General features: G+C 50.8%; 18 protein-coding genes. 12 read left to right on the top strand and 6 right to left on the bottom strand.

What is annotated here, in order from left to right:
* Positions 1 to 17: 17 nt before the first annotated feature.
* Positions 18 to 926, top strand: coding sequence for a TlyA family RNA methyltransferase (locus AC1S52_RS10965; protein WP_482029039.1), 909 nt, complete (start codon positions 18 to 20; stop codon positions 924 to 926).
* A 245-nt stretch (positions 927 to 1171) separates the two neighbouring features.
* A complete protein-coding gene (locus tag AC1S52_RS10960; RefSeq protein ID WP_482029038.1) occupies positions 1172 to 2647 on the top strand; it encodes a peptidoglycan DD-metalloendopeptidase family protein in 1476 nt (491 codons plus the stop codon).
* On the opposite strand, the gene AC1S52_RS10955 is transcribed toward AC1S52_RS10960, so the two are convergent.
* Positions 2633 to 3340, bottom strand: a complete 708-nt coding sequence (locus AC1S52_RS10955) for a DevA family ABC transporter ATP-binding protein (protein ID WP_482029037.1) — start codon at positions 3338 to 3340, stop codon at positions 2633 to 2635. The two genes, AC1S52_RS10960 and AC1S52_RS10955, sit on opposite strands and share 15 nt — an antisense overlap.
* Positions 3341 to 3485: 145 nt before the next feature.
* Positions 3486 to 4187 (bottom strand): NINE protein, encoded by a 702-nt coding sequence (locus AC1S52_RS10950; RefSeq protein WP_482029036.1) that lies wholly within the window; start codon positions 4185 to 4187, stop codon positions 3486 to 3488.
* Between the two features lie 469 nt (positions 4188 to 4656).
* On the opposite strand from AC1S52_RS10950, the gene acsF reads away from it, so the two are divergent.
* Entirely contained in the window at positions 4657 to 5733 is a 1077-nt protein-coding gene (acsF, locus tag AC1S52_RS10945) for a magnesium-protoporphyrin IX monomethyl ester (oxidative) cyclase (protein WP_482029035.1), read from the top strand.
* A 96-nt stretch (positions 5734 to 5829) separates the two neighbouring features.
* Here acsF and AC1S52_RS10940 read toward each other — a convergent pair whose 3' ends face one another.
* Positions 5830 to 6597: a hypothetical protein gene (locus AC1S52_RS10940; RefSeq protein WP_482029034.1), complete on the bottom strand. Its 768-nt coding sequence runs from the start codon at positions 6595 to 6597 to the stop codon at positions 5830 to 5832.
* Positions 6598 to 6909: 312 nt separating this feature from the next.
* Here AC1S52_RS10940 and AC1S52_RS10935 point away from each other — a divergent pair, with 312 nt between their 5' ends.
* The 6 genes from AC1S52_RS10935 to AC1S52_RS10910 all read left to right on the top strand — a co-directional run bounded on the left by AC1S52_RS10935 (position 6910) and on the right by AC1S52_RS10910 (position 9921).
* Positions 6910 to 7662 carry a hypothetical protein gene (locus AC1S52_RS10935; protein WP_482029033.1) on the top strand — a complete coding sequence of 251 codons (753 nt, stop codon included), beginning with the start codon at positions 6910 to 6912 and terminating at the stop codon, positions 7660 to 7662.
* Between the two features lie 98 nt (positions 7663 to 7760).
* Complete coding sequence (locus tag AC1S52_RS10930) at positions 7761 to 8024, top strand: hypothetical protein (RefSeq protein ID WP_482029032.1); 264 nt, start codon at positions 7761 to 7763, stop codon at positions 8022 to 8024.
* Positions 8025 to 8165: 141 nt separating this feature from the next.
* Positions 8166 to 8435 carry a UPF0367 protein family gene (locus tag AC1S52_RS10925; protein ID WP_482029031.1) on the top strand — a complete coding sequence of 90 codons (270 nt, stop codon included), beginning with the start codon at positions 8166 to 8168 and terminating at the stop codon, positions 8433 to 8435.
* A complete protein-coding gene (locus tag AC1S52_RS10920; protein WP_482029030.1) occupies positions 8432 to 9124 on the top strand; it encodes an energy-coupling factor ABC transporter ATP-binding protein in 693 nt (230 codons plus the stop codon). Before AC1S52_RS10925 ends, AC1S52_RS10920 begins: the two co-directional genes overlap by 4 nt.
* Before the next feature lie 89 nt (positions 9125 to 9213).
* On the top strand, positions 9214 to 9762 hold the full coding sequence (locus AC1S52_RS10915) for an NYN domain-containing protein (RefSeq protein WP_482029029.1): 549 nt from the start codon (positions 9214 to 9216) through the stop codon (positions 9760 to 9762).
* A gap of 63 nt (positions 9763 to 9825) precedes the next feature.
* Complete coding sequence (locus tag AC1S52_RS10910) at positions 9826 to 9921, top strand: hypothetical protein (protein ID WP_482029074.1); 96 nt, start codon at positions 9826 to 9828, stop codon at positions 9919 to 9921.
* A gap of 120 nt (positions 9922 to 10041) precedes the next feature.
* Here the strand turns inward: AC1S52_RS10910 and AC1S52_RS10905 are convergent, their stop codons facing one another.
* Both AC1S52_RS10905 and AC1S52_RS10900 read right to left on the bottom strand, forming a co-directional pair.
* Entirely contained in the window at positions 10042 to 10437 is a 396-nt protein-coding gene (locus tag AC1S52_RS10905) for a response regulator (RefSeq protein WP_482029028.1), read from the bottom strand.
* A 200-nt stretch (positions 10438 to 10637) separates the two neighbouring features.
* Complete coding sequence (locus AC1S52_RS10900; RefSeq protein ID WP_482029027.1) at positions 10638 to 13964, bottom strand: response regulator; 3327 nt, start codon at positions 13962 to 13964, stop codon at positions 10638 to 10640.
* A gap of 435 nt (positions 13965 to 14399) precedes the next feature.
* On the opposite strand from AC1S52_RS10900, the gene ppsA reads away from it, so the two are divergent.
* The 3 genes from ppsA to AC1S52_RS10885 all read left to right on the top strand — a co-directional run bounded on the left by ppsA (position 14400) and on the right by AC1S52_RS10885 (position 17922).
* A complete protein-coding gene (gene ppsA, locus AC1S52_RS10895; RefSeq protein ID WP_482029026.1) occupies positions 14400 to 16841 on the top strand; it encodes a phosphoenolpyruvate synthase in 2442 nt (813 codons plus the stop codon).
* Between the two features lie 228 nt (positions 16842 to 17069).
* Complete coding sequence (locus AC1S52_RS10890) at positions 17070 to 17570, top strand: universal stress protein (protein ID WP_482029025.1); 501 nt, start codon at positions 17070 to 17072, stop codon at positions 17568 to 17570.
* A gap of 82 nt (positions 17571 to 17652) precedes the next feature.
* Positions 17653 to 17922, top strand: coding sequence for a YciI family protein (locus AC1S52_RS10885; RefSeq protein WP_482029024.1), 270 nt, complete (start codon positions 17653 to 17655; stop codon positions 17920 to 17922).
* Here AC1S52_RS10885 and AC1S52_RS10880 read toward each other — a convergent pair.
* Positions 17897 to 18910, bottom strand: coding sequence for a DNA-methyltransferase (locus tag AC1S52_RS10880; RefSeq protein WP_482029023.1), 1014 nt, complete (start codon positions 18908 to 18910; stop codon positions 17897 to 17899). The two genes, AC1S52_RS10885 and AC1S52_RS10880, sit on opposite strands and share 26 nt — an antisense overlap.
* Positions 18911 to 19041 lie beyond the last annotated feature (131 nt).

Here is a 19041-nt window from a genome sequence, read left to right as displayed (position 1 = left end):
ATCCCTGCACCTGAGCTGTGCCCAAACAACGACTCGATACCCTTCTGGTAGAACTTAACCTTTGCCCAACCCGCCAGCAGGCACAGCGGTGGATTCGGGCTGGAGAAGTGATGGTCAATCGGCAGGTGGTGGATAAACCAGGCACAGAAGTGGAGATTGCGGCAGAGGTAAAGGTAAAGGCGCGATCGCCCTATGTTTCCAGAGGGGGTGAAAAGCTGGCAAAGGCACTGGCAGAATTTGCTATTTCAACTACCGGACGAATTTGCCTGGATGGAGGCATTTCTACGGGCGGATTTACCGATTGTCTGTTGCAAGCAGGGGCAAAACACGTCTATGGTGTGGATGTGGGCTACGGACAGGTTGCCTGGAACCTGCGGCAGGACTCCCGTGTCACGCTGCGGGAACGTACCAACCTTCGTCATCTAACTCCATCAGATTTGTATAGCGCCGATCAGCCCAAAGCCGATCTGGGGGTAGCAGATGTGTCCTTTATCTCGCTGACCAAGGTATTGCCTGCCTTATGGCAATTGCTTCAACCGCCCCGTGAAGTCATTCTATTAGTCAAACCCCAATTTGAAGTCGGCAGAGAGAAGGTGGGAAAACATGGCGTGGTGCGCGACCCCAACGATCAGGCAACTGCCATCCTACAAGTGTTGCAAGCAGCTCAAGCTCTGGGTTGGGGCTATCAAGGAGTGACCTGGTCTCCCTTACCAGGTCCAGCAGGAAACATTGAGTATTTACTGTGGTTAAAGAGTCACGAGAACTCACAGACCTGGGCTGTTCCAAAAGTTCTGGGGGAGGAACCATCTGATCCCGCACAACCGATTCAAAATGCAGAGCTGACGGTTGGTTTAGCGATGGTTCAACAAATCACCCACGCTGCCCATCGGGCATTAGGAGGCAAGGAAGAGAGGCGTGAAAAGTGAAGCCGTCAATATCCCTGACTCAAAACTCCCAACTCAAAACTTTCAACTCAAAACTTTTAATTTACAACACTTAATTCTCTCGACATCCGGCACCTAACCTGTACCAGTCACCCAACTCTTGCCTTCCAGATAGCTATTTCTCCTCTTTACGTTTATGAAAATCTGGTAATGATGACAAAGCTTCCTGACACACTACTAGACAATTGGAATGAAATCATTGTGTCCTTTGGCAACCGCTTTTTTGCATGATAGACGTACTTCTTTCTGCCCTTCCCCCCCAGGCATCGCAACTGGCTGAATCTACCAAGGTCGAGCCTCCCACTGTGGAGCAGTCTGCCCCCCAACAGTCTGCAATACCGTTGCCAAACCCTACCGTTAGCGCTCCAGAGTCTATTCCTTTAAAGATGACAACTCAGCGGTCTACCGTCATGCTGCCGCTGGTAGGGACGAAGCCTGCCGCGGCGGCGACTTCACCCACGCAACAAAAAACGCCTCAGACTGCTCCAGCAAAAGCCAATCGCCTACCCAGTCAGGCTGCAAATACACCTAAAAATACAGTTGCCAGCCAACTGCCTCCGTCTAAGGCTTCTAAGGTTAAGCCAGCTCAAGCAATCAGTAACCTCAGTCAGAAGGCAACTCAGGCGATCGCCCAACCAGCCCAAAAAATCAATGGTCAGGCTAATCAAGGTCGCTTGTCCAACGGTGGACAGTCAGAGGGAAACTCTCTCTCACTGCCAACCACCCCAACCCTGGCAGAGGAGGCAAAGCGACGGGCTTTTGAAGATGCAAAAGCAGAGCGGCTCAAACTGCTCGATCAAAAACTGGCAGAAATTGTTGCCAGGGAAAAGCCCTTGAAAGAAGAACGGATGCGCCAAAACCTGAAGGCGATCGCAGTCAGGCAGGCTGAGGCAGGACAGATAGAACAGGCTCGCGCCACGGCTAAAGACCTGGCACTAACGCCAGCCGAACAAACTGCCCTGCAAACCCAAATCGATACCCTGGAAAAAAGGCAGCCTGTTGCCCCAAAACCTGAACCGAAGCTGACGGTTCAGGTCACCCGATCGCCTCAAAGCCAGTCCGCCCTTCAAACGGCACCGACTTATCCAAGCTATGTCCTTCCGGGTCCTGTGCTGGGTAGCAACCTTCGGCTCAGCCAACTGGGCTGGCAGTTGGGAAATGGCAACCTTCGGCTGGCGTTTCCCCTCCCATTTCCGACCCAGTTAACCTCTGGCTTTGGCTGGCGGGTTCACCCTATATCGGGCGATCGCCGCTTTCACCGGGGAATCGACCTGGCGGCTGCGCTGGGCACTCCGGTCGTTGCCGCCTTCTCTGGTAAGGTCGAAGTTGCTGACTGGATGGGGGGATACGGGATGACCATCATCATCACCCACCCCAACTCAACCCAGACTCTCTATGCCCACTTATCAGAAATCTTTGTCAAGCCCGGAGATGTGATCGAGCAGGGCAGCTTGATTGGGCGGGTGGGGACAACCGGACTTTCCACTGGACCACACCTCCATTTTGAATTACACCAGATGACCGATAGCGGTTGGTTAGCGATCGATCCCGGTATTCAGATGGAAATGGCTCAGACCATGCTAGTCAAAGCAATGCAAATCGCTCAAGCTCCTTCTCAAGTTCAGACCATGCCACTCCCCCAACCCTTTGCGGCAATTCCACCCCCCCCAACCCAGAAATTCGACTTCTTACATAATTATTGATGGTGTGGCTGAAAGAGACGACAGGTAACCGTCTTCCATATGAAGGATGCGATCAGCTACGTCTAAAATGCGGTTGTCGTGGGTTACCAGCAGGATGGCTGAACCTTGCTGATTTGCCAGTTTTTGCATGATTTCAACCACATCACGACCCGATTTTTTATCCAGGGCTGCGGTGGGTTCATCCGCCAGCACAATCTTGGGTTGACTGACGAGGGCACGGGCGATCGCAACCCGCTGCTTCTGCCCACCAGAAAGCTCATGGGGATAGTAATTGATCCAATCGCCTAAACCAACCGCTGCCAGCATCGCTTCCGCTTTGTCGCAACGCTCTTGATCCGTCAGGTGTCCGTGCAACTGGGTTGACATTTGCACATTTTGTCGGGCTGTCAGGGAGTTCAACAAGTTATGCGACTGAAAGATATAGCCAATGTTGCGCCGCAACTCGACGAGCTTACCTGGAGGGGCACCATGCAGTTCTTCCCCCAACACTTTCATACTGCCTTCCTGGGTCGAACGCAGTGCTCCAATCAAAGTCAGGAGGGTCGTTTTGCCGGAACCGGAAGGTCCCGTCATGATGACAATCTCCCCCGACTGAATCTCCGCCGTCACCTCAAACAGAACTTGCTTTCGCAACCGCCCGGTGCCGTAATAATGGTTGACCTGGTCAATGGCAATGATTGGAGACTGAGACATCGAGCAAGGGGGTTGGAGGGAGGGATCAAGGGAGAAAGCCATGAGGATAGGGAGAAGAAAGAGTTGAGCACTGAAAGTTAAGAGTATTGAGGTTCCAGGCACCTGACACTTAACTACAGGCTCCTGACCACGCACTCCCTATCCCCTATAACTCCTTAAACTCGTACATCACTACGCCACTTTCAGGATCATTGCCCACATCCACATATCCAGTTCGGACCATATCTTTAAGCGTCGATTCAACATCAGCAAAGCTTTGCCCCGTTAGCATGACACCCTGAGTGACAGAAATTTTGCCCCCCCTGGCATAGGCGGCTTTCAGGAGTTCAACCGTAAGCTGGTTGGTGTGAGATTTAAATTCAGGAATAATCACACTCCGGGTTGGCTCATGGCTGATCTCGACATAGCCAGACTGAACCATAGCCCGAATGGCAGTTTCGACCTCTGAAAAACTTGCTCCAGTTTCCAGGACACCTTGAGCAACGGTTAACCTTCCCCCTCGATTTTCTGCTGCCTTTAACAACTGCACCATCAGTTGAGAAGAAGCCAGCCGTTCTGTCGGTCTAGGTTGATCGAGAATGACTTTTTGAACCTCAGGTTTGATCAACGGAGCACCGGCTGGAGAAAGCCCATATCTCTCCCTCACTTTGTCATTATGCTCCTGAACCATGTTGGGGATCAGCAATAAATCCACCAGTTGCCCAACGCCAAATAAGCCAAAGCTAAACATCCAGAGCAAGCCAGTGAAAATCTTGCCGTTGTAGAGGCGATGTAGCCCATGCAATTGAAGCAGGCAACCGAGCCAGAGAACATAGGCGGTGCCAACGTTGTTTATACCGTCATTCATACCGTGGTGGTGCTTTGCCAACTTCAAGATGGAGGATAGGGTTGAAGGACAATTGGGAATGAATTTTTGGAAGACTTTGAGGCGTAATCGCCGCCAAAAATACCTTAAGCAGAGTATTTGACGTAGTCTAAAAACACTTTAGTGCTTTAGTTTCTAATCATAAGGACTTTAAACAAAGTTGGCAGCGTCCCTGGATAGAGTCAGACTCGCTTGGTAACAAAAGTTGAAGCTGTGTTGCAACTCTTAACGCGATCGCTGCTATTCGATAACACAGAGCCTGATAGACTTGATTTCGTAATCGATTGCTGCCATTCCGCAAAAAGTGGATTGGCAAAAGCAACGTTCTTCTCTTGCAACCCTCCTCAGAGCAGTGATGCCTTCAAAGCAGTGATGTTTTGTTAAGGTCTAGCACACCAAGATCGAGCACATTGTCCTGAGCCTGTAGAATCCCGAAACGAACGAGCGACACATGGTAGATTCCCTTAAGAAACCTGCTTTTGAAGAGATGCGTCCTGGGGTAAAGGTTCCTGCGAAGGAAACAATCCTCACCCCCCGCTTCTATACCACCGACTTCGACGAAATGGCGAAGATGGATATCTCCGCCAATGAAGACGAGTTACAAGCAATTCTGGAAGAGTTCCGGGCAGACTACAACCGTCACCACTTTGTCCGAGATGAAGAATTTGAACAGTCGTGGGACTACATTGATGGTGATACTCGTCGGCTGTTTGTCGAGTTTTTAGAACGCTCCTGTACGGCTGAGTTTTCTGGTTTCTTGCTTTACAAAGAGTTAGGGCGGCGGCTGAAAGACAAAAGCCCAACCTTAGCCGAGTGCTTCACGTTGATGTCCCGTGACGAAGCCCGCCACTCCGGTTTCTTGAACAAAGCATTGTCAGACTTTAACCTGACCCTTGATCTGGGTTTTCTCACCAAGAGTCGTAAATATACCTTCTTTAAGCCCAAGTTCATCTTCTATGCCACCTACCTCTCTGAGAAGATTGGATATTGGCGCTATATCACCATCTACCGCCATTTGGAGGCTCACCCAGAAAACCGGATCTACCCAATTTTCCGGTTCTTTGAAAACTGGTGTCAGGATGAAAACCGGCACGGCGATTTCTTTGATGCCATCATGCGGGCGCAGCCCCAATTTTTGGCTGACTGGAAAGCACGGCTGTGGAGTCGTTTCTTCCTGCTCTCGGTCTTTGCCACCATGTATCTGAACGATGTCCAGCGGGCTGACTTTTACCAGGTGCTGGGTCTGGATGCAAGGGAATATGATAAGTACGTGATTGAGAAGACCAACGAGACGGCGGCGCGTGTTTTCCCACTGACCCTAAATGTTGACACGCCAGAGTTTTACGAGCGCTTGGAAGTCTGTGTGAGCAATAATGCGAAGCTGACAGAAATTGTGAATTCTGGAGAGCCTAAGTTTGTGCAGTTCTTCCAGAAGCTGCCTTATTACATCTCCAACGGATGGCACCTCCTGCGTTTGTACTTGATCAAACCTGTTGATGCTAAGTCCTTAGAAGGAACTGTCCGTTAGATTGATACAGTTGCCCCTTGGTTGTTGACGGCTTTGCCCTGTTCTCTAAACTAACAGTGCAGAGCCGTTTTTTTGCCGAAAATGGGTAATTGGGAGTTAACCACCAAATATCACGGCATCTGGGATTTCGTAACGCTCCTGACCAATGCGAATGATATTGAGATCTCCCTGCTTCGTTGCACTGAATCTGCCGCGATCTGCTTGACTTTGGTCATATCCAGCAGCTTTTCCATTGTTGAAAAAAATAGTGCGCGTGGTGCCATCGGGCTTCTTAACCCTGACAGTGCCATTTCCCTTCCCCTGGCGAGTGACACCAAAAGTGCAAGATACAGTAGGCTGCCCACCACCCATCGAGCATGGGATATTACCCGTTGCGTTGTAATTTGTGCCTGGAACTATCGCATCCCCATCACCGCTGGTACGGTCAGGGGTTGAGACAATCATTTCAAGCCGGTAATTTGCGACTTCATTGCGGCGGGCAGCACTTCGCATCATGTAAACCCGAATTTTATAGTCACCGCTCTTGGAAAGGACACCCTCATACTGGTTCCCATTTATAGATCCGTTGAAAAAGGCTACCTCAGTTTCATCGGGTGCCAGAATATTAAAATAACTGGCACTGTTATTTGTAGACATGCTGACATTCACAAATTGTCCCTGTTTGGCGTTGAGGACATAGTCTACGGTCTGGTAGCCCTTAATTGAGTCTTGGATTGTGGCACCGGTGGCACCAGGTTTGAACTGAACCCGCTGAGTACGGATATTACTCTGAGCAAGGACGGTTGCTGGCGCGAACATAACCGGCGGCACAGACAGAAAAAGTGCAGTCGCGAGAAGGGTGGTTTGTAATTTGGTAGAAAGCATATCTTTATCGAAGCTTAGCGTCTGATTTTATTTAACCAAATAAAATCAGGCAAATCTGGAAAACTTTCTGATTTTTTAGTTCTATGTACCTAAAGCCCTGTTGCGATAAGGTTAAAGGCAGAAGACGAACTGCCCATTGTGGTTGTGGTTTGGGGGGAATCGCCACTAGTTTAGTAGGAGTATTTGGGGTTATGAAATGATTGGGTAGTTATGAGGCAAAAAAGACCGTTGCAACTCCATTCCTCTGATTGGCTAGATTTGAGGATTTGTTCAAAGTATCGTTCAAAAATTATTGTTTATGGATTGCTCCTGATGGGTTGGTTTGCTCCAGCCTTTCCAGTTATGGGATTGCCACCCGTCTCATCCTCTGCCAGCGATCTGGTCGAGCAAAAACAGATCAGACAGATCGAGGCGATCGCTGACATTCCGACAACCGCTCAAACTCTCGAATCTCCTTCTCCGTCTACCCCACCGCTTGATCTAGACCCCCAACTGATTGAATCCAGTCCGGTACTGCAACGCTGGCTTAACCAGGTGCCCGATGTGCTGGAAGATATCAAACGAGATCCCAGCTTTCGTACCCGCCTGCGTCTAGGCTATTCCTCCTTTCCCTCCTCTAACAGGGCAGGGGGCTGGCATATTGGGTTAGAGGATGTTTTTATTGGACGAACAGGCTTGACGCTCAGTGCCGACTACCAGGCATCCTTTAACGGCAAGCGTGAAGCATGGGGGACTGATTTGCGCTACTATGTGCGTCCTTTGGGCAGCCATATCAATATCGCTCCTGTTCTGGGCTATCGGCACCTGGAAACGTCCCGTTACACAACTGAAGGGCTGCATGTGGGCGCACGGTTATTACTGGTGCCCTCCCGGACTGGGGCAGCGGATATTTCCCTGACCCAGAGTTGGGTCTCTCCTGGAACCGATGAGGAAGTGGGGCTAACTACCCTCTCGTTTGGCTATGCGTTGACCCGAAATTTGCGGCTTTCAACCGATATTCAGAAGCAAAATGCACGGCAGCGTAAGGATAGCCGGGTTGGAGTGGGACTGGAATGGATGTTCTGATTTCAGCTTTTAGATAGAGGAAATCTCGGTGCAGGACCACTAATCTTAAGAATGCTTCTAAGGTTTTAGAACAATATCGGCGAGTTCTGAGGGTTTTTATGCGAAGAACGGTCAAACAGCCTGAACAGCCAGAGGTGGTTGAAAGCCCAGAGTATCTCAGAGGATACCGGGATGGGCAGCGCGATCGCCTGGCTCGGTCGCGGGCACTGTCGGGGGATGGCATCCTGGGGGCGCTGCTGGCAATTGCTCTGTTAGCAGGCATTGGGTATTTTGGCTACAACTACGTCACCACCGGACGGCTATTTCCGGCTGAAGTCGATTGGCGATCGCTGCCTGAACTGGCTCCTGCTCAACCCCAGTAGTGGTCTGTCAAGAATTATTTTGTGGATTAAAAACCCTAAAACAATAACTCCTTTCCGATCCCAAGCAATTATTCAACGAACTTCCCCAGGAAGTAACGAGATTTGCGATACTAGAGTCTGGTTTCGTGACTCATTCCGCCCATGTTCATTATTGACGTTACGTTGAAAAGTACGCCCGCTACCCTCTCTGTGCAGCGTAAGGCACTTGAGGATGCAGAGGGAGTATATAAGCAGGTTGTCGAAGCGGTTTCATCGGGCAATGGCAAAGTGCTAGAGCTTGTTTGTGAGCATCAGCAAGGAAAAAAAATCAGTGTATTGAGCAGCGAAATTTCGGCTGTCCAAGTTTCTGAGAAATCGACCTCAGCCACTTCATCTGGTAGACCACCCGGTTTTGCTGCTCTGGTTGAATGAGTGCTTTGCCTTCTACTGCCAATCTTTCTGCCATTCATGTCCAGGATCTTGGCTTTCACTGGGATGGAGGCAGTCCTGTGTTGTCATCCTGTTCTCTTGATGTGCCACAAGGCGAATTCTGGATGTTGCTGGGGACAAATGGCAGTGGCAAATCAACCTTACTCAAATTGTTGGCAGGATTGCTTCAGCCCCAGACGGGGTCGATCGCCATTCAGCCCCCGATTGGTTTTGTCTTTCAGAACCCTGATCATCAGTTAGTCATGCCAACCGTGGGGGCAGATGTTGCCTTTGGATTGGTAGATGAACATTTGCCCTTGTGCCAGGTGCGCCAACGGGTGGAGGAAGCGCTGGATGTTGTGAATTTGCTGCCGTTGCAGAGACGCCCTATCTACGCATTAAGTGGGGGGCAAAAACAACGGGTGGCAATCGCTGGCGCGATCGCCCGTCACTGCAAGGTTTTGCTGTTGGATGAACCGACTGCTTTGCTAGACCCAGACAGCCAGCTTGATCTGGTAGATCAAGTTCGTTGTCTGGTTAAGCAACGAGGCTTGACTGCACTCTGGGTTACCCATCGCTTGGGAGAGTTAGACTATTGTGATGGTGCATTTCTGCTGGAGCAGGGAAAGGTCGTTGACCAGGGAAACCCCCAACGGTTGAGACAACGGTTGATGCAAATTTCAACCCTGTAACATTTCTTTAATGAAATGTGGGATGATTGGAATGGTCAGGAAAATGCACAAATTGCACTTTAATCTTTTCCCCCACTCCTCCCTGAGCTATGCCCCGCTCCTCTCCCCAGGCGGTTTTATTAGTAGACGGCTACAATGTCGTCGGAACTTGGGCTGAGCTGCGGCGAGTGCGCGATCGGGACGGACTGGAAGAATCTCGCCGCCAGTTAGCCGAAATCCTGATCAATTACAGTGCCTTTCAGGGCTATGACACTCAACTGGTCTTTGATTCCCAGTATCGGGATGCCGCAGGTAACCGGGAAGTGCTCGCCTCGCACCTCTGCATTTGCTATACCGACTTTGGGCAAACCGCAGACACTTATATTGAAAAAGCTTGTGCGGCTTTCCGGTATGACATCCGCAAGTTCAATCAGCGTTTAATTGTCGCCACATCTGACCGGGCACAGCAACTAACGGTAGTAGGGTATGGGGCTGAGTGGATGTCGGCAGAAAAGTTAGAGGCTGACGTAGCGGCGGTTAACCGGCGAGTGCAGCACAGACAGAAACCTGAACGTAAATCCTCTGGGCGCTTTCTGGCACACTCCCTTGATCCGGACGCTCAAAAACGACTGCACCAGCTTCGTTTTGGCAACAAGTGACTACTTTACAATTACTTCTATGCCTGCTGAAACTCTCCACGCTACGTTACTCGCAATCCTGAAATTTTAGGGAGAGAGCCAATCGTTGTAGGGAATCGAACATTTGTCCGCGCCATTGTTGGTTTGTGGCGGCTAGGTAATTGGTACACCCATCTGTAAAGGCTGTATGGGGAGCATCGTGACGCTCTTACCAACTCTGTACACTGATGAGAATATGTCAGCATTAGTCGCTAAATTGCTGCGATCTCGTGGTCTTAATGTCATAGCTGTTCCTGCTGCCTAAGGAGTTACAAGATAAAAGATCTCCCATCCCAATATTTGCGCGATCTGTTCTGCCAGTCGTAGCGGATCGAAGGGTTTCGCAATTACGCCATAAACTCCCATTTCGGCATAACGGCGACGATCAGAGGATTGGACTTTGGCAGTTAGAAAAAGAACTGGAATGTTTTTAGTGGCAGAGTTTTTCTGGAGCTTCTGAAAGGTACTTGGTCCATCCATATCAGGCATCATGACATCCAATAGGATGGCATCTGGTTGTTCTGTTTCAGCCTTCAGCAAACCCTCCTGCCCAGAACTGGCAGTAATCACCTTCCAGTTAGCTACCGTTTCCAGGCAGATTTGAGTGACTTCTTGAATGTGGGGTTCGTTGTCAATGATCAGGATGTGTTTGGACATGGGGGAGGGGAAGGATGGAAGAGGAAGGATGAGGGATGAAGGTTCTGCTTTCCCGAAGAGCATGGGGCGGGGGGTGTTGGTTGTTAGAAGGGCGCAAGGGTCAGAGGGAGAAAGGGAGAAGGCAGGCAGGGGGGAGAAATTCTTCAATCGCCTAACAACTAGCAACTAACAACCCCACCTCGGTCCCCACCCCTCACTCCTCACTCCTCACTCCTCTCCTTCTGAATCGGCAGGGTGAAATAGAACGTGCTGCCTTCGCCTAATACACTCTCTACCCAGATATGTCCGCCGTGCTGTTGGACAATGCTCCGACAGATGGTTAAACCTAATCCCGTGCCGTCGTGGTGGCGAGAGTCGGAAGCATCGACTTGTTGAAACCGCTCAAAAATGGCTTCGAGTTTGTCTAAAGGAATGCCACGTCCCTGGTCTTTAATCGTGAAGAGGAGAAGGGGGGCAGGGCAGGAGGGAGTTGAGAGTTGAGAGTTGAGAGTTGAGAGTTGAGAATTTTGAGTTGAGACTTGAGAGTTTTGAGTGGTAAGTTCTTCTGGCGTTTTATCTACTATCTCGACGCTCAACCAGACTGTACTGCCTGAATTGGAAAATTTGATGGCGTTGCTGAGGAGATTGGTCAGGGTCTGGATGATGCGATCGCCATCTGCTATCACTTCAATAGCGAGATTAGAGACAGACAGGCTAATTTGAGCTTTATCAGCAATGCTCTGTACTTCATCCACCGAACGGTTGATTACTTTGCTGATGTCACAGGCTTGCATCTGCATTTGCACTTTGCCCGATTCAATTCGCTCGATGTCAAGAATATCGTTAATCAGGCGAACCAGGCGATCGGTGCTGTCTACAGCAATTTTTAGCAGGCGCTTACCGCGTTCTGAGTCAGCGGCTAATAGCCCACTGGCAAGCATTCCCAGGGAACCCTGGATGGAGGTAAGCGGTGTCCGAAGTTCATGGCTGACAACAGAGATGAATTCGTCTTTCATTCGGTCTACTTTTTGACGTTCGGTAATGTCGCGCAGGATGACGGTGAACACCCTTTCGTCGCCCCGATCCAGGCAAGAGATGGAGGCTTCCGCTGGAAACTCGCTGCCATCCTTGCGGCGTCCAAAGATGGGGCGGCGTTCTCCCATCCGACGAGCCTGGGCAACTCCACTGCCAAACTCGCTGACGTACTGACGGTGAGCCTGTATGGCACCCAATGGCAGAAGGACATCAAGGGATTTTCCCATAATTTCCTCAGCACTGTAGCCAAAGATTTTTTCGGCTCCCTGGTTATAAAGGGTGATGCGTTGGCGCATGTCAATCGAAATGATGGCATCGTCTGCGATTTCCAAAATTCCAGCAAAGCGTGCCTGGGATACCCGTAAATCGGCTTCGACGCGATCGCGATCTTCTTCCAAGCGTTTGGCAGTGTCCAACTCTTTCTGAAGCCGATGGGTGAGGCTGACCAGTTCAGCCGTGCGTTCTGCAACCCGCAGTTCAATTTCGTCACGGGTTTTGCGCCAGGCGGCCTCATTTTGCTTGCGTTGGGTAACATCGTGGGCGATTGCATACACCAACCCTTCTTCCAAGGCTGGCATTGAGCGCCATGCCAGACACTTATAAGAACCATCCTTACAGCGGTAACGGTTTTCAAAATCGATCGTCGGCAGTCCACGGTATAGCCGTTCCATCTCAGTCAAGGTTTTTGCCTGGTCATCTGGATGAACGAAGTCAGAAAATGGTAGAGCCAGCAGTTCCTCGCGGCTGTAGCCCAAAGCCTGTTCAAATGCAGGATTGACTCTTTTGAAGTAGCCATCCAAACCAGCAATGCAGAACATATCTAGGGAGAGGTTGAAGAAACGTTCTTCCTGAGCCGACGAGGCAGGGGAAGCGGATTTTTCGTGCAATGATTTCCCTGACTCCTGTCCCCTATCCCCTGTCTCCGATTTCTCACTCAACCGACGCAGCAACCTGACCCGCTCCAGGCGATTCACAATCCGGGTAACCAGTTCTGCACCCATAATGGGTTTGCTGACAAAGTCATCGGCACCAGAAGAGAAGACCTGATCGACTGTGGCTGCATTATTGTGGGCAGTCAGAATCATGATGGGCAAGCTACTCCAGCGATCGCTTTCCCGAATTGCCTGACATAAATCAACGCCATCGTGGTAAGGCATTTGCAAATCCAGGATAAGCAAATCTGGCTGGGTTTCAGAGAGAACGTGCCAAAACTGGCGGGGGTCTTCCAGGGTTGTGAGGCTAACCCCCCAGGGTTCCAGTAATTCATGCAAAACTGCCAGAATTTTGGGATCATCATCCACTGCCAGCACCCTGGCGGCAATAGGCGCATGGTTGAACGGAATTGGGACGGTAGCGCAGAAGGAAGGCTCTGACATGGATGCTGTTGGAGAAGTTGCAGCAGAGACGGAGGCTGGCGGATCAATGGCTTGCCGGAGTTCGTCTACTAAGGATCGCAAACGGTTTACCTCGGAGGCATCCAGCGCTTTCTGCTTCAGCAAGGTTTCTAGATCCCGCGCCAGCTTAGACCCCTGGGCAAAGCCAAAGGTACCCAGGGAACCTGCCAGGGAATGAGCCTCCCGCTGTGCTTGCTGATGCAGAGCATCTTCCAATGATTGGGTTGCCAGCGCATGACTTGCCTGCTGCAAAAGATTAATTTGCTCCAGGGTCTTTGGTTTCAGGCGTTCCCAGACGCGGGCGATCGCGTCCAGGGTTTGTTGCTGGGCTGGCATTCCAGAAGTCGCAGGCTGTTCAGATTGGGGATCGTTGAGTTTAGATGGTTTGTTCCGCCGACTTCTGGATCTTGGCATTTCGGCTGCTGGCTTCTGTTCCCTATCCCCTGCCAGGGGCTTCATCCGATACCCAATGCCATACACCGTTTCAATCAAATCTGCCGATGCTCCGACGGCTTTCAACTTGTGCCGTAACCCTTTAATGTGAGTTCTGACCGCTTCCTCCCCAGGGATGTCCTCAAATGCCCAGATATGCTCAAGAATGGCACCGCAGCTAAACACTCGGCGACCGTTCCGCATGAATAGTTCCAGTAGGGCGTATTCTTTGGGGGTCAGGGGCAAAAGTTTTTCGGCATAGGTTGCCTGACAGGTACTGGGATCAAGATGCAAATTTCCCCATTCCAGCAGGGGTTGAGCGGTGATCGTACTCCGACGCAGCAGTGCCCGGATCCGGGCGACCAGTTCTTCTGAATCAAACGGTTTGACCACATAGTCATCCGCCCCCGCATCTAACCCAATGGCTTTATCGTGCCCACTATCTCGTCCTGTGAGAAGCAGAATGGGAGTTTGATAGTGGTGCGATCGCAATCGACGGCAAAGCTCCAAGCCATCTAGTTTGGGCAGCACTACATCCATCAAAATCAAGTCAAAGTCAAAGGAATTTGCCAGCGCCCAGCCTGCCTCGCCATCGGTAGCCACATCCACAGCATAATTTTGCTGGGTCAAGACAGTCATTAGCGCCTGTACGGTCAGTTCATCGTCTTCAACAACCAGGATTCTCATGGAGGGCGGGTGATAGGTGGTAGGTGTAGGTGATAGGTGGCGGGGGCTATTAGTAGTCAGTGGTCAGTGGTCAGTGGTCCTTAGTCAAGGGTCAGTGGTCAGCAGTCTAAAACTTTTAATTTGTCACTCTCACTCTTCTCTGCTCCCCCTCAACTCATCCATCCTCTTTCCCCTTCACTCCCCTTCCCCCTTTCCTCTTTTACCTCCTCCAACCCCTAACCCTGTCATTTCCTCACAACTTCCTCAAATTTTTTTCCTACAAGTGAGTTGTGGGGTTCAGCAGCATACATCGCAGTAACTATAGGGGTAGAACAAATCGTAGACACACAACTCTAGATAGCTCCCCGTTTCTTTCTCTGCCACCTGCTATAGCTACTGAACTTCAGAGAGGGCGCTTCAGGCGCTGGGGTTCAGCCGGACTAAGAGGAAAAGGTTATGGTTAACACTCCTATCAACCCTCAAGCAGAAAGTTTGAGTGTCTCCAGGGAACAGGTGCTGATTCTGGAGTTTGAACAAGTTGGTATTCAAGACATTTCCCTTGTCGGCGGCAAGAATGCCTCGCTGGGTGAAATGATTCAGCAGCTATCGGGCAAAGGGGTGAGTGTGCCGAATGGTTTTGCCACAACTGCCTATGCTTATCGTTATTTTATTGAATCAGCAGGACTAGAGGACAGACTCCGGCTCTTGTTTGCGGATCTGGATGTAGAGGATGTCAACAGCCTGCGGCAAGTGGGTAAGCAAGCCCGAATGCTGATGTTGCAAACTCCTTTTCCACAGGACTTGCAGGTGGCGATCGCAGCCGCTTATCAAAAGCTTTGTGAACAATACGGACAGGGCACGGATGTTGCCGTTCGTTCCAGTGCTACAGCAGAAGATCTGCCCGATGCCAGCTTTGCTGGACAGCAGGAAACCTACCTGAATGTACATGGTCTCACAGGGGTGCTGGATGCCTGCCATCGTTGCTTTGCGTCCATTTTCACCGACCGGGCAATCTCCTACCGCACGATTAAGGGCTTCGACCACTTCAATGTCGCTCTGTCGGTGGGGGTGCAGAAAATGGTGCGGTCTGACCTGGCAGCTTCGGGGGTGATGTTTTCAATTGATACGGAAACGGGGTTTAAGGATGCGGCATTTGTCACGTCTGCCTATGGCTTGGGCGAAAACGTCGTGCAGGGAGCGGTCAATCCCGATGAGTACTTTGTCTTCAAACCGACCTTGAAGAAGGGATTTCGTCCGATTGTCAAGAAGCGGTTGGGCACGAAAGAGATCAAGATGATCTATGACGTGGGCGGTTCTAAGCTGACGAAGAATATACCTGTTCCCCAAAGCGATCGCGAACAGTTTGCCATCACCGATGATGAAGTGTTGCAACTGGCAAGGTGGGCGTGCATCATCGAAGACCATTACACCCAGGTACGGGGTGCCTACACCCCGATGGATATTGAATGGGCAAAGGATGGTTTGACCGGGCAACTGTTTATTGTCCAGGCGCGTCCAGAAACGGTGCAGTCGCAAAAGTCCGGTAATCTGCTCAAGTCCTACAGCATGACTGAAAAGGGCAAAGTTCTGGTGACGGGTCGTGCCGTGGGTGAAATGGTCGGTCAGGGATCTGCCCGTGTGATTCTGGACGTTCACCGAATTGATCAGTTCAAACCTGGTGAGGTGCTGGTCACCAACCGCACGGATCCTGACTGGGAACCGATCATGAAAAGGGCAAGCGCCATTGTCACCAACCAGGGTGGACGCACCTGCCATGCCGCAATCATTGCCCGTGAGATGGGAATTCCGGCGATCGTCGGTTGTGAGAATGCGACCGAACTTCTGCAAACCGGACAAAACATCACCATCTCCTGCTGCGAAGGGGATGATGGTAAGGTCTATGAAGGGTTGCTGCCCTTTGAGGTGAAGGAAGTGGTATTGGGTAATCTGCCCCGCACTCGCACCCACATCTTAATGAACGTCGGTAACCCAGAGGAAGCCTTCAGTCTGGCTGCCATTCCCAATGATGGCGTGGGGCTGGCTCGGTTGGAGTTCATCATCGCCAACCAGATTCAGGTACACCCCCTGGCACTGGTTCACTACAAAGACCTGAAGGATGAACTGGCGAAATACAAGATTGCGGAACTGACCAGGCTATACGATGACAAGCCCGAATTCTTTGTCGATAAGCTGGCTCAGGGAGTTGGGGCGATCGCGGCGGCATTCTATCCCAAACCTGTAATCGTCCGCATGTCGGACTTTAAGAGTAACGAATACGCTAACCTGCTGGGTGGTAGAGAATTTGAACCCCACGAAGAAAACCCGATGATTGGCTGGCGGGGAGCATCCCGTTACTATGACGAAAAGTACCGTCAAGGTTTTGCCCTGGAATGCAAAGCAATGAAGCGAGTCCGGGATGAGATGGGTTTGACCAACGTTATCCTGATGATTCCATTCTGTCGCACTCCTGATGAAGGCAGGCGAGTTTTGGCAGAAATGGAAAAATATGGACTCCAGCGGGAGGAGAACGGCTTACAGGTTTACGTCATGTGCGAAATTCCCAGCAACGTCATGCTGGCGGATGAATTCGCTGAGGTGTTCGATGGTTTCTCCATCGGTTCCAATGACCTGACCCAACTCACCCTCGGCTTAGACCGCGACTCTGCCCTGGTGGCACACCTGTTCGACGAGCGTAACCGTGCCGTTAAGCGCATGATCGGCGATGTAATTCGCACTGCCAAAGTCAAAGGTCGGAAGATCGGCATCTGCGGTCAAGCTCCCAGCGATTACCCTGAATTTGCCCGCTTCCTGGTCGAACAAGGCATCCACTCCATCAGCCTCAATCCCGACTCTGTGTTGAAAACAATGCTTGAGATTGCTGAAGCCGAGAAGTTCTAAATTCGGGTGAGGTGTAGAGTAATGGGAGAAGGCGTTAGAAGTTGAAAGTTGGGAGTTAAAAGTTAAGGGCGGTAATCGGTAATGAATGGGTCATTGGTCATTCGTCCTTTGTCAAATACCAATGACCAATGACCGATGACTGAGCATCACTGACTACTGACCACCAAACACCTAAACTCTAAACTCTAAACTCCCCCCATCCCCCTTTCTATCTGGAGGATTGAATCTATGTTTCAAAAAATACTGGTTGCCCTGGATCGGTCTCCCTTGAGTGAGCAGGTGTTTGAAGAAGCTTTTTCTCTGGCAAAAACAACAGATGCGGCGTTAATGCTACTGCATGTTCTCTCACCGATGGAGGAGGGCTATCCAATGCCCATTTATCCGGGACCGGATAGTGTGTATCCAGGGAATGATGAATCGATTCGGCTCTATGCTCGGCAATGGCAGGACTTTGAGCAGAAGGGGCTGGAAATGCTGCGTCAGTTGAATGGGAAAGCGCTCGCCGCAGGTATTGCGACGGAGTTCAGTCAGAATGTGGGGGATCCCGGTCGGGTCATTTGCAAGCTTGCCCAGGCATGGGAGGCTGACCTGATTGTGCTGGGTCGGCGGGGACACTCTGGGTTAAGCGAATTGATTCTCGGCAGCGTTAGCAACTACGTTCTGCACCACGCGCCCTGTTCGGTGCTGGCGTTGCAGGGCAAAACACTCAGCGATGCAGAAGTCGCCTGAGGCTTTACCAGACCTGCCTAAAGATTTGATAGCCATGTCCCCTGGCATCAGCCCATTGAACACTCTAAGATTGAATTAAATTATGCCAAAGTTCATTATGTGGAGTAACTATTGCGAGGGTGTGCTGGAAAAGCGTGCCCCCTATCGTCAGGCGCATCTAGATGGTCTTGCAAAACAGAAAGAAGATGGCATTTTGCTCACTATCGGACCTACGAAAGACCTGACCAAATGCTTTGGGATCTACGAAGCAGCCGATGAAGCAACTGTCCGGCAAAGGATTGAAGCTGACCCTTACTGGCAAAATGGAATCTGGACCGAATACGAAGTCAAGGAATGGATTCAGGCGGTATGAGTACCTGGGGCTGTTTCCCAGTCTGTGCGGCTAAGGTGTTGCGTTCCCAAAAAATTCCATTGGTATACCCCTGAATTGTCGGGTCATCTTCTGCCAGTTCTAACCGCTTCTCAGCCATCAGGCAATAGTCCTCATCCAGTTCAATACCCAAATAGCGTCTGCCCAGTTTTTTAGCCACAACTGAAGAGGTGCCACTCCCCATAAACGGATCGAATACGGTGTCTCCCATATTCGTGCTGGCAAGAATGAGTTTGGCAATCAGTTTTTCGCTCTTTTGGGTTGGGTGGTGGGTGTTTTCTGCCATTGACCAGAAAGGAATGGTGATATCAGTCCAAAGGTTAGAAGGATGGGTATCTCTAAAATTGCCCTGGCAGGTTTGCTGCCAATCTTTGGGAGTGCCATCGGACAGGCGATAGGGCGCAACCACTTTACGGCGTAGTTTGACGGCATCGACGTTAAACGTGTAGTCGTTAGAGTGGGTGCAGAACCAAATGTCTTCACTGGCATTTTTCCAATTGGAGCGAGAGCCGCGCCCTTTCTCCCGTTCCCAGGTAATCCGGTTGCGGACGATGAAGTGAGTGGAAGCAACGGCAAAGATGGAGGGGGATGAAAACCAGTCGCCGCAAATGTAAATGGAGGCGGAGGGTTTCAGCAATGGGATCAGAGCCGTAGCCACCTGATCAAGCCACTGGGTGTATTGCTCTACGGTCTGCCGGGTGAATTTTTGACTGTTAAATGTTTTATTCAGGTTGTAGGGTGGGTCCAGTAGCAGCAGATCTACAAAGCCTTGAGGAAGATGGTTTGCCCACTGGAGGCAATCGCCATGTATGGTTCCCTGGGGTGGTTCAGTAAAACCCTTGGCAGGGGGATATTTGAGCAGGTGGGGAGACAGTCTGGTGCGATCACCCTCGGTCAACTCCAGGGTGCGATTCATCGGTGCTCGCACCGGCTTACAAGCTGTATCCGCTCTTGATGGGCTGTTGTTCATAGGAGGTTAGGAGCAAATTGATACAACGTCTCTAGGGGATTCGCTCCTGAAGCATAGGAGACTCGCCAATTATTGCCTAACCCCACCCAAAGGGCGCATATTGTTTGAAAATTTGGGTTGAAGCTTTAGCA

Source organism: Kovacikia sp. CALU 1929 (assembly GCF_056784235.1).
Note: the sequence above shows the minus strand (reverse complement) of the source record. Positions and strands in the feature narration are given on the sequence as shown.